This is a genomic window from Mucilaginibacter sp. (assembly GCF_965225845.1).
Lineage (GTDB): Bacteria > Bacteroidota > Bacteroidia > Sphingobacteriales > Sphingobacteriaceae > Mucilaginibacter.
This window is the reverse complement of sequence record NZ_CBDDBL010000002.1, coordinates 2380182-2393471: the sequence shown is the minus strand read 5'-3', so window position 1 is coordinate 2393471 and position 13290 is coordinate 2380182. Positions and strand designations below refer to the sequence as shown.

At 40.1% G+C, this 13290-nt stretch carries 12 protein-coding genes; 8 read left to right on the top strand and 4 right to left on the bottom strand.

Annotated elements, in window-relative coordinates:
* The first annotated feature begins 15 nt into the window (after positions 1-15).
* Genes ACYZ0U_RS14915 through ACYZ0U_RS14905 form a run of 3 tightly spaced genes read left to right on the top strand, consistent with a single transcriptional unit; the run spans position 16 to position 3519 of the window.
* On the top strand, positions 16-966 hold the full coding sequence (locus ACYZ0U_RS14915; protein WP_461453337.1) for a lysylphosphatidylglycerol synthase transmembrane domain-containing protein: 951 nt from the start codon (positions 16-18) through the stop codon (positions 964-966).
* Positions 967-1011: 45 nt separating this feature from the next.
* Positions 1012-2790, top strand: coding sequence for an aromatic amino acid hydroxylase (locus ACYZ0U_RS14910; RefSeq protein ID WP_461453336.1), 1779 nt, complete (start codon positions 1012-1014; stop codon positions 2788-2790).
* 24 nt (positions 2791-2814) lie between these two features.
* Positions 2815-3519, top strand: coding sequence for an SDR family NAD(P)-dependent oxidoreductase (locus ACYZ0U_RS14905; protein WP_461453335.1), 705 nt, complete (start codon positions 2815-2817; stop codon positions 3517-3519).
* Between the two features lie 499 nt (positions 3520-4018).
* On the opposite strand, the gene ACYZ0U_RS14900 is transcribed toward ACYZ0U_RS14905, so the two are convergent.
* On the bottom strand, positions 4019-4357 hold the full coding sequence (locus ACYZ0U_RS14900; RefSeq protein ID WP_461453334.1) for a single-stranded DNA-binding protein: 339 nt from the start codon (positions 4355-4357) through the stop codon (positions 4019-4021).
* Positions 4358-4504: 147 nt separating this feature from the next.
* Here ACYZ0U_RS14900 and ACYZ0U_RS14895 point away from each other — a divergent pair, with 147 nt between their 5' ends.
* On the top strand, positions 4505-4873 hold the full coding sequence (locus tag ACYZ0U_RS14895) for a hypothetical protein (protein WP_461453333.1): 369 nt from the start codon (positions 4505-4507) through the stop codon (positions 4871-4873).
* On the opposite strand, the gene ACYZ0U_RS14890 is transcribed toward ACYZ0U_RS14895, so the two are convergent.
* Complete coding sequence (locus ACYZ0U_RS14890; RefSeq protein WP_461453332.1) at positions 4870-6078, bottom strand: cation:proton antiporter domain-containing protein; 1209 nt, start codon at positions 6076-6078, stop codon at positions 4870-4872. The two genes, ACYZ0U_RS14895 and ACYZ0U_RS14890, sit on opposite strands and share 4 nt — an antisense overlap.
* 134 nt (positions 6079-6212) lie before the next feature.
* Positions 6213-6920 carry a dienelactone hydrolase family protein gene (locus ACYZ0U_RS14885; RefSeq protein WP_461453331.1) on the bottom strand — a complete coding sequence of 236 codons (708 nt, stop codon included), beginning with the start codon at positions 6918-6920 and terminating at the stop codon, positions 6213-6215.
* 129 nt (positions 6921-7049) lie between these two features.
* Between ACYZ0U_RS14885 and namA the strand changes: the two genes are divergently transcribed.
* The 4 genes from namA (at position 7050) to ACYZ0U_RS14865 (ending at position 11519) form a co-directional block, all read left to right on the top strand.
* Positions 7050-8123: an NADPH dehydrogenase NamA gene (gene namA / locus ACYZ0U_RS14880; protein WP_461453330.1), complete on the top strand. Its 1074-nt coding sequence runs from the start codon at positions 7050-7052 to the stop codon at positions 8121-8123.
* 85 nt (positions 8124-8208) lie between these two features.
* Positions 8209-8628, top strand: coding sequence for an OsmC family protein (locus tag ACYZ0U_RS14875; RefSeq protein WP_461453329.1), 420 nt, complete (start codon positions 8209-8211; stop codon positions 8626-8628).
* Between the two features lie 159 nt (positions 8629-8787).
* Positions 8788-10167: a M16 family metallopeptidase gene (locus ACYZ0U_RS14870; protein WP_461453328.1), complete on the top strand. Its 1380-nt coding sequence runs from the start codon at positions 8788-8790 to the stop codon at positions 10165-10167.
* 17 nt (positions 10168-10184) lie between these two features.
* Complete coding sequence (locus ACYZ0U_RS14865; RefSeq protein ID WP_461453327.1) at positions 10185-11519, top strand: M16 family metallopeptidase; 1335 nt, start codon at positions 10185-10187, stop codon at positions 11517-11519.
* Positions 11520-11652: 133 nt separating this feature from the next.
* Here ACYZ0U_RS14865 and ACYZ0U_RS14860 read toward each other — a convergent pair whose 3' ends face one another.
* Positions 11653-13131 carry a glycine--tRNA ligase gene (locus tag ACYZ0U_RS14860; RefSeq protein ID WP_461453326.1) on the bottom strand — a complete coding sequence of 493 codons (1479 nt, stop codon included), beginning with the start codon at positions 13129-13131 and terminating at the stop codon, positions 11653-11655.
* Between the last annotated feature and the right edge of the window lie 159 nt (positions 13132-13290).

Below are 13290 nucleotides of genomic sequence, written 5' to 3'. Positions count from 1 at the left end.
TAGCTTTGCATGCGCATGGCAAATATTGAAGAATCCATAGTTGAGGAAGTTAGCGAAGAAGTTAAACCTAAAACCCTTAAGGATAAGCTTTGGAACGTTATAAAAACCGTATTAAAATTTGTTATCACCGGGGCGCTCCTTTATTATGTGTTCAGTAAGGTTGATTTTAACAAAGTTACTGCGCGAATGGTACATGCCAATTACTGGTGGATACTTGCCGGTGTGGTGTTTTATTTCGCATCGATGGTTGCCTCGTCGTGGCGTTTACTAAGTTTTTTCAAATCAATTAACCTAAGGCTCGATCCAAGATTCAATTTTAGGTTATACCTGTTAGGAATATTTTACAATTTCCTTTTACCGGGCGGTATCGGCGGCGATGGTTATAAGATCTGGCTACTTAATAAAACTTATAATTTATCAGCCAAAAAAGTATTTTGGGCTATCTTATTTGACAGGTTGAGCGGTTTGTGGGCAATAGGATTGATCATCGTTTGCCTTAAAATATTTATTCCTCAAATACCTATCAACATAGCCATACCTGCAAGTATTTTTGTGGTGGGGAGTATTGCTTATTACATTGTTGTAAAAGTGTTCTTCAGCGAGTTTGGCAAACACTTTTTTAAAGGCCACGCCAAAGCTATCGTAGTACAAGGTTGCCAGGTTTTAACAATTATCATGATCTTGTTAAGCCAGGATTTTTCCGGCAAATTCGCCCCTTATTTACTGGCATTCCTCGTGTCGGCGTTAGCGGCAGTAGTGCCAATTACTATTGGTGGTGCAGGTGCCCGCGAATTTGTGTTTACTAAATCGGCAGGCTTTTTTCATGTTGATGCCAGCCTGGGTATATTTTTAAGCATCTCATTTTATCTAATATCATTGTTAGTAGCGTTAACCGGTATTTATTACCTGCTGCGCCCGGATAGTTTACAAAAAGGCCTGCCAAAAGCAGAGGAAATTAAGGAATAGTAAAGCTATTTTCTTAATTTGCACTTTTTATAAACCGATTGACCAATGGCTTCTTTTAATGATTTCGGCAACCCGCAGGTTGCAGCATTGCCTGCACATTTAAAACAGTTTATTGTTGAGCAAAACTACGAGCATTACACCCCAGTAGACCATGCCGTTTGGCGGTATGTTATGCGACAGAATTACAGCTATTTGAAAGATATCGCGTATTACCCTTATATTCCCGGACTAACAAAAGCCGGACTTTCAATAGAGAAAATTCCAAACCTTCAGGACATGAATGAAGCCCTTGCCAAAATAGGTTGGGGCGCGGTAACTGTTGATGGCTTTATTCCGCCTGCCGCGTTTATGGAGTACCAGGCTTATAAAGTACTGGTTATTGCGGCGGATATCCGTCAGCTGAATCATATTGAGTATACGCCTGCACCAGACATTATCCATGAATCTGCAGGCCATGCGCCAATTATTGCCGATTATGACTATCATCAATATTTAAGTTATTTCGGATCGATAGGGGCTAAGGCTATGTTCTCTGCCCAGGATTTTGATCTTTACGAAGCTATCCGCGCGCTATCGATCCTAAAAGAAATGCCCGATGCAAATGAGGACGAGCTTAAAAAGGCAGAAGATTTAGTTGCCTGGCAACAGGAAAATATGGGCGAGCCATCCGAAATGGCACTGCTAAGCCGCCTGCATTGGTGGACTGTTGAATATGGCTTAATAGGAACTTTGGAAGAGCCTAAAATATATGGCGCAGGGCTGCTTTCATCCATTGGTGAAAGTGTTAGCTGTATGACAAAGCATGTTAAAAAGCTTTGGTATGATATTGGGGCAATAAAATACCCATATGATATTACTAAGCCGCAGCCGCAATTATTTGTAACCCCAAGCTTTCAAAACCTGATTCATGTGCTGGAACAATATGCTGATACCATGGCATTTAGAATAGGCGGGGCTGCAGGGTTAAAAAAAGCAGTCGATAGCAAAAATACTTGTACTGTGGTTTATAGCTCGGGCTTACAAGTTAGCGGTACAATTTCGGAGTTTAAGGTAGATAAAAGCAACGAGCCTTATTTTATAAATACAACAGGGCCAAGTGCTTTAGCATTTAATAACAGACAGCTTTACGGGCACGGTAAAGATTATCATAAAGACGGGTTCAGTTCACCGGTTGGAAAATTAAAGGGTCATGAAAAACCATTAGAGGATTTCTCGACAGGCGAGTTAGATGTTGCAGGCATAATAAATGGCGAAAGTACTATATTGGATTTTGAGAGCGGCATAACCGTAAGCGGTGTTATAAAAACAATTACTATAAATGAAGATAAAATTCAACTGATCACTTTTATTGATTGTTTTGTGAAGAATAAAAAAGGAGAGGTGCTGTTTGATCCTGCCTGGGGTGTTTATGATATGGCAGTTGGCTACAAAATAATTTCTGTTTTTTGTGGTGCTGCGGATAAGGACGAATTTATTGAAGTGGCACATAAATCAGCAACAGGCACGCACCATGTGCAATATGATGTGCGAACTATTGAATTGCATCAATTATACCAGCAGGTGCGCAACCGCAGGTATATCGGTGGCGATCTTGGCTTTTTAGGTAATGTATGGCATGTATTGCAAACTAATCATCATGATGACTGGCTTTGCGCTTTGGAAATTTTAGAGTTACTTGACCATGAAGATGCGGAACAAGTATTAGCGGCTGAGATCAGGGCTTTCCTGGAAAATAAGGCAGCAACCGAACCGGAATTAATGAAGCTGATCAATGATGGGTTATATTTAATAAAGCACCCGATTGAGCAAAATTTAATATTTTAGCATTTGTAATTCAGGATCGGGTTTATGAACATCATTATAACAGGTGCCAGCAGCGGCGTTGGGTTTGAAACAGTAATTGAATTAATACTATCAGGTAAGCATAAAGTTATCGCGCTGGCCCGTTCGCAGGATAAATTGGAGCGCTTGCTGGAGATTGCCAATAACCTTAATCCCGAGTGTAGCCTTTATGCTATTGCTTTTGATATCGTACACGATGATTACGATAGCCTGCAACAATTTATCACTACAAATTTTGATGGCCAGGTTGATGCACTAATAAATAATGCTGGTGTATTGATCAATAAACCATTTGTTGAGTTATTGGAAACTGATTTTGTGGAAATGTTGCAGAGTAATTTTATTGGTCATGTGCGTATGATACAGCATGTGTTAAAGTTTATGCCTTCTGGTTCGCATATTGTAAATATTGGTAGTATGGGCGGTTTCCAGGGAAGTTCAAAATTTTTAGGACTATCTGCGTATTCGGCAAGTAAGTCCGCATTACATACATTAACAGAGTGCTTAGCACAGGAGTTAACAGAACTATGCATTAAAGTAAATTGCCTGGCTTTAGGTTCAGCGCAAACTGAAATGTTGGAGAAAGCTTTCCCAGGTTATCAATCTCCGGTAATGGCCTTTGAAATGGGAAAATATGTTGCTGACTTTGCATTAACCGGGCACCAGTTTTTTAACGGTAAAGTTTTGCCTGTAGCTTTATCAACACCTTAGTTTTAATTTTAATATAGCGTTGATTTTTTAATTATAACATTAGAGCTATAAAGAATATAGTGGAATTTTGTACTCGCTTCGGGTAAAAAAGTACGTGTTTTGAGGTAATAAATACCCGGTTAAATATTCATTTTATCCATTTAAACTATTGAAGTACCCTAGCAGTCAATACAATCGTATATTGCTTAAACGGGAATAGTATTTGCATTGTTTCAGCAAATCAAAATTAACCTAATATTAATACCTAACAAAATGAATAGCACATTTCTTATTGAAGGACTGGTAGTAGCACTTCCGGTATTCATGATCGTTAGAACGCTTGTATTGCGCGGTAAGAAATTACTTGACTAATACATTTGTTACCATAGTTTAACAGTACAATTCATATATAGAGTTGCATAATACCCTTACGGCCTCGTAAGGGTATTCTTATTTTGTTTAAAGCCGAAAGAGATTATAAAATCTCTCACGGCTGGTGATAAGGATAGGTACAAATATTTTAAGCTTGCTTATTCATTTTTAAAAATTCATTTACTACAACTTCAGTTACAAAGCGTTTATTTCCATCTTTATCAGTGTAGCTACGGCTTGCTAATTTACCTTCAACAGCTACTTCATCGCCTTTCTTTAAATAATCTTCGGCAAGCTTTGCCTGCGCGCCCCAAAAAACTAAATAATGCCATTGTGTATCGGTTATCTTTTCGCCTTTATCATTCTTATAACTTTCATTAGTAGCTATTGACAAACGGGTTAGTTTTTTATTACCATCAAAATTTCTTACTTCCGGATCCATGCCCAGGTTTCCTACCAGACGCACGCTGTTTTTTAATGTATTCATGTTGCTTACTAAATTTTATCTTTTCGTTATTGCTTGATACAAAGGTGTGGATAGCGGCAAAGTTTAGTCGGTTACTAAGTGCTTATAGTCGACAGTTCCCGTTTGTAAGCGTTTGCAAACGGATAATTAATTGTTTAGATTAGCTTTATGAATACCGAAAAATATTGTTTGGATTGTGGCGAAGTGATCCACGGCCGTGCAGATAAAAAGTTTTGTAATGATATGTGCCGCAATAATTATAATAACCAGCTAAACAGCAGTAGTTACAACCTGATCAGGAATATCAATAATATCCTGCGCCGCAACCGCCGGATTATGGAAGAGTTGAATCCATCAGGGAAAACAAAAACCACGCGGGAAAAAATGTTGGTTAAAGGGTTTGATTTCGACTATTTTACCAGTATCTACCAAACGAAAAACGATAAGCGTTATCATTTTTGCTATGAATATGGATGTCTTCTTTTGGATGGTGATGAATTGTTATTAGTGAAAAGAGGAGATAAAAGCAATGATTAGCTTTCAAAATTGTTATTGCCTTGCCTGGTAGTTATTGCTTGCCTTTTGGTAACCAGCAAACCTAAACTTAAAATTATACTTGTCCCTAATATCACCACGAACAGTAACCCTGTTTCCACGCCTTTGATTTTCAGGTCAGGTGGCAAACTGTAAAACAAAAGTACGCTGATCAATCCTCTTGGTATCAGCACCAGCTCAGGCATCAGATCGGTTTTTGATACCAGCTTAATATAGATGAACCTCACCAAATAAATACCTATTAACATGGCACCTCCGCAAAGCAATACCGACCAGTTTTGCAACTGGTAAATATCCATCGTATAGCCGAACATAATGAAAAAGAAGGTCCGCATTAAAAACGCGCTTTCTGCAGATAGCTGGAAAAGCTGCTTTATATCATAGCGTAGTTTAGGGTAAAGGAAGTATTTTCTAAATGGCGGAAATTTGATCTGGCTGGCATTATTCAGGAATAAGCCTAAGGCTAAAACAATGATAAGGGATGACAAATGGAACATCTGCCCGATTGAATACACCAGGATCAAAATAGAGATAACCAGGAACGATTTTACATGATGGCTCAGCCGGCCAATCAAATACAACAGTAATAAACATGACCCGATTACCACTACGGTGATAATACCTAACTCCGCGCCTAACTTGGTGAAGGATATGAAACTGATCCGCCTGTTATTCACCATAAAGTTAAACAACACTACGGTGAGTATATCGGAGAAAGAAGATTCATAAACAATAAATTCCCTTTTCTCCTTACTCATATTGGCTGCAGCCGGTATGGCCACTGCCGAACTGATCACGCAAAAAGGGATGGAATTGATAAAACAATGGTAAAAATCCTGCCCGCTGATATATTGAATAATAAAGGTGATTACAACAGATGTAACCAGTAAAATTATCAATGCTGAAAAGAATGATTTTGTAATTACAGCATTTTTATCCTTGCTGTAACGCAACTCAAGTGCTCCCTCAAATACGATCAGCACAAGGCCAAGCGTACCAAGTGTTGGTAAAATATTACCGAAGTTGAGTGCAGTAAAATTAAAATAGTCCAGCACCTGTTTTATGCCGATGCCAAGGCACATCAGCAGGATTACTGATGGTATTTTTGTCTTCCCACTAATAAGTTCAAACAAATAGGAAAATATTACCAGTCCGCTTAATATGATTAGGGTGGTGTACGATGTCATACTTAGCAGTATTGTTTTTAGTAAAGATAGTTTATATAGAGGCAAGAACCAAGAGTCAAGAAACAAGACAAAAAATTGATGGTATTACTCAACCTGTCTTGACTCTCGACTCTTATATCTTATCTCTATTCTCCCTAACTGTTTTGCAGGAAAGCCAATGTTAAAGCCAAAGCATCATCCGAAGCTTGTTTATTGTAAGATGGCCTTTCATTGCAGCTAAACCCGTGTTCAGCAAATGAAATTTTTACGTTGATATAATCTTTACCTGCCTCATCTAAACTTTTTAAGGTTTTATTGATCGCTTCGTCAGATATATGGGTATCCTTTCCACCCCAAAAGAATAAATGCCTGCTATGCAGATCTTTCGCTCTATCAGCAATTTGATCAATACCTCCGCCATAGTAGGATACTGCAGCTTTTAACGGTAGCACGGCATTGGCTAAAAATGATACCCTGCCGCCTAAGCAATAACCAATGCTGAATACTTTGCCGGTATCAACATCAACTTGTTTGGTAAGCCAATCGAAGCTTGCTTTCAGGTCAGCCTCTAAGCCTTCGTTAGTTATGGCCTGGTAATGCGGCATTACGGCTTGAAAGTTATCATAAGGGCCTTCAAAATATTTTGGCGCGGTACGGTGGAAGATTTCAGGAGTTATAACCACGTAACCGACTTTTGCAAAATGATCTGCAACATTACGCATGTGGTGGTTTACACCAAAGGCTTCCTGTATTAAAATAATTGCAGGGGTATTTGGCTGAAGGTTTTCTGGTAAAGCGATGTAGGCTGCCATTTCCGAGCCATCACTAATAGCAAGGTCAACATAGTTTTTCTCGTTTGTCATAATGTAGTGTTTGTAAAACAAATATATTGGTTTAAACATTTAAGATCGGGCGGCCTTTGTAAATTGTATTTTACAAAGGCATGAATTTTTACCCCGTTGTTAATTCCATATTTGTACAAAAAGAACATCATGGCACATTTGTTTTCTCCTTTAAAAATAAAAAGTATCGAATTTAAAAACCGCATCGTAGTATCGCCTATGTGCGAATACTCCAGCGAGGACGGTTTTGCTAACGACTGGCACCTGGTGCATTTGGGCAGCAGGGCAGTAGGCGGGGCGGCGTTAATCATAACGGAAGCAACAGCGGTATCGCCCGAGGGCCGTATCACAGCACATGACCTGGGTATCTACAAAGATGAGCACATCGAAAAGCTAAAACAGATCACGGGTTTTTTAAACGAACACGGCGCTGTTGCAGGTATTCAATTGGCTCATGCGGGCAGAAAGGCAAGCCATGAAATACCCTGGAAAGGAAATGAGCAATTAAAATCAGATCAACCAGGTGGCTGGGAAACCTTTGGTCCAAGTGCCGTTCCATTTACCGAAGGCGAAATTGCACCGACTGAATTAGATAAGGCAGGGATAGAGAAAATTAAAGCCGATTTCAAGGCAGCATCATCAAGGGCGTTAAAAGCGGGTTTTAAAGTAGTTGAACTGCATGGTGCGCACGGGTATTTGATCCATGAGTTTTTATCTCCGATCAGTAACAAGCGCACAGATAAATACGGCGGTTCATTTGAAAACCGGATCAGGTTTTTGCTGGAGGTGTTAGCATCTGTACAGGAAATTTGGCCTGAAGACCTGCCGATATTTGTACGAATTTCTGCCACAGACTGGACCGAAGGCGGCTGGACAGGCGACGACTCTGCTGCTTTGGCTAAAATATTAAAAGAAAAAGGCGTTGATTTGGTTGATTGTTCAACCGGAGGTAATGTCGCGGCAGCTAAAATTCCGGTTGGCCCGGGTTACCAGGTTCAATTTTCAGAGCAGGTTCGTAAAGAGGCTGATATATTAACCGGCGCAGTGGGTATGATAACCGAGCCATTGCAAGCCGATAGCATTATTCAAAATGGCCATGCAGATATGGTATTCTTTGCACGCGAGTTATTACGCGACCCGTATTTTCCATTGCGCGCGGCACATGTACTTAATCATGAAGTTAAATGGCCGGTTCAATATGAGCGAGCCAAATGGCATAAATAGTCTATAAGCTATAGATATTATCAATATACAACTATCAAACAAAAGCTTAATTTTACTCAACAAAAACTAATAAAAAACAATAATTATGAAACGTACAGCAAAAGCTCATTGGAACGGTACCTTAACCGATGGTAAAGGCGAAATAACAACCCAAAGCACAATATTAAACAACACCCAGTATTCATTTAAAACCCGTTTCCAGGATGGTATTGGTACTAACCCCGAAGAATTGATCGCAGCAGCGCATGCAGGTTGCTTTACCATGGCAGTTGGTGCAGCTTTAACCCAAGCTGGCTTTACCCCGGGCGATTTGAATACTGAAGCAGTTTTAGAATTGGATATGCAGGCATTACAAATCACCGGCATTCACTTATCATTAGTTGGTTCAGCAATTGACGGTGTGTCTGAAGATAAATTTAAAGAGGTTGCCGAAGGTGCAAAAACTAATTGTATCATTTCAAAAGTTTTGAATGCGCCAATTACTTTGGATATTCAATACAGCTAATCGAATGTAACTCATAAGTTAAGGCAACCGTTTTATAACGGTTGCCTTTTTTGTTTTGTTGAGTTGTAACACAGGTATATATTATTCGTCTTATGTTAAAAAATATACGCTATTTATTAAATACTGCTATATTTATAACTCTTAACTAAACCCTTCAATATGATCTCAAAAATTATTAAAAGCGTTACCTTATGTACAGCTTTGCTGTTGATCGCGGCAGGATCTTTTGCCCAGCTTCGGCTCCCGGCAGGCTATTACTGGAAACAGTTACCCAACGGATTACAGGTTGTGGTAATTGAAAACAGCAAGGTGCCATTGGCTACCATCGAGATAGCTGTAAAAAACGGTTCCTTCACCGAAGATTCTGTTTACAACGGTTTATCCCACCTTTTCGAACACATGTTCTTTAAAGCCAATAAGGATTACCCAACCCAGGCACAATTCTTAAAACGTACCCAGGAACTTGGCGCTATATGGAACGGTACAACCGGTAACGAACGTGTAAATTACTTTTTCACGTTTGATACAGATAGCTTATATCAGGGTTTGAAATTCTTAAATGCAGCAATCCGTTTCCCGATATATCGTGTTGAGGATATGAAAAAGGAGCGTGTAGTGGTTGATGGCGAGTTTCAACGTATGGAGAGTAACCCGTTTGCGCAATTATACATTTCTGTAAATAAAAAGGTTTGGGGCGATCTGTTCACCCGTAAAAACCCGATAGGTATCCACGACATTATCAATACAGCCACACCCGAAAAGATGATGGTGATCAAAAATAAATATTACTTTCCTAACAATAGCTTGCTTACTATCTGCGGCGATGTAAAACATGAAGAAGCTTTTGCCATGGCCGAAAAAATATTTGGCAGCTGGGAAAGCAGTGGTTTTGATCCCATAACCAAGTATCCGATACCTAAATTTAAACCGATTGCCAAAACCGACCTGTTTGTACAGGAATCTAGCATTTCACGCGTGCCATACATTATGTATGAATGGCAGGGCCCATCATATGAAACTGATTCAGCATCAACTATTGCTGCGGATGTATTTTCAACCATAGTTGGCTTAAATGCTTCAAAATTACAGCAGGCCTTAGTTGATAAAGGTTTGGCAAGTAGCGTGAGCCTTGAATACAATACCAGCAGGTATACAGGCCCAATAAGTGTAAGTGTAATTCCGAACCCTAATAAAGTTAAGGAATGCTATTACGAGCTGAACAAACAAATAAACATGTGGAGCCAGGCTGACTATTATACAGATGAACAATTAAAAGATGCCAAAGCTATTTTACTCCGCAGCGATGAATATGCCAAAGAAAAACCATCAAGCCTGCCAAGTCAGTTAAGTTTTGATTGGGCGAGTACCTCATTAAATTATTATACCGACAATACTGATAATTATCAGAAAGTAACCCGCGAGGACATTAAAAGGTACCTTGACACTTATATAGTTGGTAAACCATTTGTTGGTGGTATAGTAATTAATCCTGAACTAAATAAAACAGTTAATGCAGCTTCGTTTTTTGCGGCGCAATAATCTAAATTTTATCACACATGAAGAAATATATATATAGCCTGCTGATTATAGCGGCAACAGGAAGCATAAAGCCGGCAATGGCACAAAATAAGGCTTACGAAACCATGGTTGATGGTGTAAAGGTGGTTGTACAGCCCAGCGGCAATAACATTATAGAGATACAAACGGTAATAAGGGGTGGCGTTGATACTTATCCAGCTAGTAAAATGGGCATTGAAACCATGGCTATGCGCGCTTTAACCGAGTGTGGTACATTAAAGCATGATAAAAACAGCTTTAAAAATGCTTTGGATAAGGTTAGCGCATCTATAGATGGGCATGCGGGTAAGGATTATGCAACAATCAATATGAGTTGCGTAAAATCTGATTTTGATACCGTTTGGGGTTTATATACTGAAGCGATCGATGAGCCAAAATTTGATACTACAGAGTTTTCACGTATTAAACAAGATGCCATAAATGATCTTCGTTCAGAAGAATCTCAACCGGATGCATCGATAGATAAAATGGCTAACAAGATAGCATTTGCCGGGCGTGATTATGCCAAAGAGCCGCAAGGCACACCTGAAATTATAAATGGACTAACTGCGGCTGAAGCTAAAGCTTATTACAATTCTGTATTAACAAAATCGCGCATGTTTATTGTTGTTGTTGGAGATATAAGCCAGGCCGAGATCGAAAGCAAGGTTAGATCTTTGATATCTCCAATTAAAAAAGGCGCGCCTTATGTTATGAAAGATTCTTTCTTTAGGGTATACAATAATTCATTTAACGAGGAATCAAAAGAACTGGCAACTAATTATGTTGAGGGTGTAACCAGCGGCCCGGAAGTAAGCGCGCCGGATTATTATGCTTTCCAGATAGCGATGCGCATATTCGCCGACAGGCATTTTTTGGATATCCGTACCAATAACGGGCTTTCTTATGCTCCGCAAGCATGGTTTAGCCCGGGTTCGGTATCAGTGGCTAAATTCTCTGTGTCTACAACCATGCCTAATAAATACATAGCCGTGTTTGATAAACTTGTTGACAGCACCAAGCACCATGGTTTTACGGCGGCTGAACTGGCTGATAAAAAAGTAGCTTACCTTACCGGGTTTTATTATAAAAACGAAACCAACGGCGCGCAGGCCGGATCAATTGTGGCAAACGAGGTGTTATTTAATGACTGGAGAAAATCATTAACACTGATTGACAATGTGAAAAAAGTAACGCTTGCCGATATAAATAATGCTTTTAATAAATATATAGGCAACATTGTATGGGTTTACCAGGGTGATACCAAAAAGGTTGACCCAACACTATATAAAAATGGTACACTGCATACAGGTGATAATCCGGTGAATAATTAGTTTATTCAATAGTTCATTAGTTATTGGTGGAGATTTCACCCTTACCTGCATCAACAAAAAATCCCCCGAAGTTACTTCGGGGGATTTTTTGTTGTGGTGTTCAACAGATATCATTAACTAATGAACCATTGAACTATCCCAGCAGGTTTCTCCAGCTCACCATATCGCCAATAATTTTGCGCAGGTCATCGGCGGCAATGCGCTCCTGGTCCATTTTATCGCGGTAGCGGATGGTTACGGTATTATCTTCTAAAGTCTGATGATCCACCGTGATGCAGAAAGGTGTACCAATTGCATCCTGGCGACGGTAACGCTTGCCGATAGCATCCTTTTCCTCATATTGCAAGTTGAAGTCTGTCTTCAGGCTATCCATTATCTCACGGGCCTTTTCAGGCAAACCGTCTTTTTTAGTCAGCGGGAATATGGCAGCTTTTACCGGCGCAAGGCAAGGGTGTAAGCGTAATACACTGCGGCTATCCTGTTTTTCTTCGGTGCTCAGGTCTTCTTCCTCAAAAGCATTGATCATCGTTAGTAAAAACATACGGTCTAACCCGATCGAGGTTTCAATAACGTAAGGGATATAGTTACCGTAAGGCTTGCCGCTTTCATCCAGTTCCGGATCAAAATATTGCATTTTTTTACCCGAGAATTTCTGGTGCTGGCTCAAATCAAAGTCGGTACGGCTGTGGATACCTTCAACCTCCTTAAAACCGAATGGGAATTCAAATTCAATATCAAAAGCGGCATCGGCATAGTGCGCCAGTTTTACGTGCTCGTGGAAACGATATTTATTTACATCGGTACCCAAAGCCAAATGCCAGTCGAGGCGGGCTTGTTTCCATTTATCAAACCATTGAGCCTGTGTGCCGGGGCGAACAAAAAATTGCATCTCCATTTGTTCAAACTCGCGCATCCGGATAATGAACTGTCTTGCAATAACCTCATTACGGAAAGCTTTACCAATTTGCGCTATACCAAACGGGATTTTCATCCTGCCTGATTTTTGCACGTTCAAATAATTCACAAATATACCCTGCGCGGTTTCCGGGCGAAGGTAAACCACATCAGCATCATCAGCCACGGCCCCCATCTGGGTACTGAACATCAGGTTAAACTGGCGAACATCTGTCCAGTTAACTGTTCCGCTGATAGGGCAGGCAATTTTATGTTCGATGATCAGCTCTTTTAAACGGGGCAGGTCTTCATTTTTAAGCGCCTCGTCCATGTCATGCTGTAAAGTTTCAGCTTTATCAGTCTGGCCATCCGTATCATATTTTGCTATCTTATCTTCCAATAACTGATCGGCGCGATAACGTTTGTTAGAGTCTTTATTATCTATCATCGGATCGCTGAAACCATCCACGTGGCCGCTTGCTTTCCAGATCTTCGGGTGCATAAATATGGCGCTGTCAATCCCTACAATGTTATCCTTCATTTGCACCATGGCTTTCCACCAGTAGGTTTTAATGTTGTTTTTCAACTCAGCGCCCATTTGCCCGTAGTCGTAAACCGCGCTTAAACCATCATATATCTCGCTGGATGGGAATACGAAACCATATTCCTTAGCATGTGCTATTACATTTTTAAAAAGTTCGTCGGGTGCTTTGCTCATAATAGGGGCAAATATAGTTTTTAACGGGGAAGTGCGGAAGTAAGAATTGATAAACGTTTATACTCACCCCGACACCGCTACGCTTGTCGACACTCTATTCGCCTGTGGCGGAAAGAGTGTGAAAATAATGATGCAGGTTGAGCGGCTGAATGAAAACTG

What these genes read in the sequence shown, in the direction of transcription:
- ACYZ0U_RS14860 (WP_461453326.1), bottom strand. Translation starts at nt 13,131, where the DNA reads ATGAGCAAAGCACCCGACGAACTTTTTAAAAATGTAATAGCACATGCT.
- ACYZ0U_RS14865 (WP_461453327.1), top strand. Translation starts at nt 10,185, where the DNA reads ATGAAGAAATATATATATAGCCTGCTGATTATAGCGGCAACAGGAAGC.
- ACYZ0U_RS14900 (WP_461453334.1), bottom strand. Translation starts at nt 4,357, where the DNA reads ATGAATACATTAAAAAACAGCGTGCGTCTGGTAGGAAACCTGGGCATG.
- namA (WP_461453330.1), top strand. Translation starts at nt 7,050, where the DNA reads ATGGCACATTTGTTTTCTCCTTTAAAAATAAAAAGTATCGAATTTAAA.
- ACYZ0U_RS14895 (WP_461453333.1), top strand. Translation starts at nt 4,505, where the DNA reads ATGAATACCGAAAAATATTGTTTGGATTGTGGCGAAGTGATCCACGGC.
- ACYZ0U_RS14915 (WP_461453337.1), top strand. Translation starts at nt 16, where the DNA reads ATGGCAAATATTGAAGAATCCATAGTTGAGGAAGTTAGCGAAGAAGTT.
- ACYZ0U_RS14890 (WP_461453332.1), bottom strand. Translation starts at nt 6,078, where the DNA reads ATGACATCGTACACCACCCTAATCATATTAAGCGGACTGGTAATATTT.
- ACYZ0U_RS14885 (WP_461453331.1), bottom strand. Translation starts at nt 6,920, where the DNA reads ATGACAAACGAGAAAAACTATGTTGACCTTGCTATTAGTGATGGCTCG.
- ACYZ0U_RS14875 (WP_461453329.1), top strand. Translation starts at nt 8,209, where the DNA reads ATGAAACGTACAGCAAAAGCTCATTGGAACGGTACCTTAACCGATGGT.
- ACYZ0U_RS14910 (WP_461453336.1), top strand. Translation starts at nt 1,012, where the DNA reads ATGGCTTCTTTTAATGATTTCGGCAACCCGCAGGTTGCAGCATTGCCT.
- ACYZ0U_RS14870 (WP_461453328.1), top strand. Translation starts at nt 8,788, where the DNA reads ATGATCTCAAAAATTATTAAAAGCGTTACCTTATGTACAGCTTTGCTG.
- ACYZ0U_RS14905 (WP_461453335.1), top strand. Translation starts at nt 2,815, where the DNA reads ATGAACATCATTATAACAGGTGCCAGCAGCGGCGTTGGGTTTGAAACA.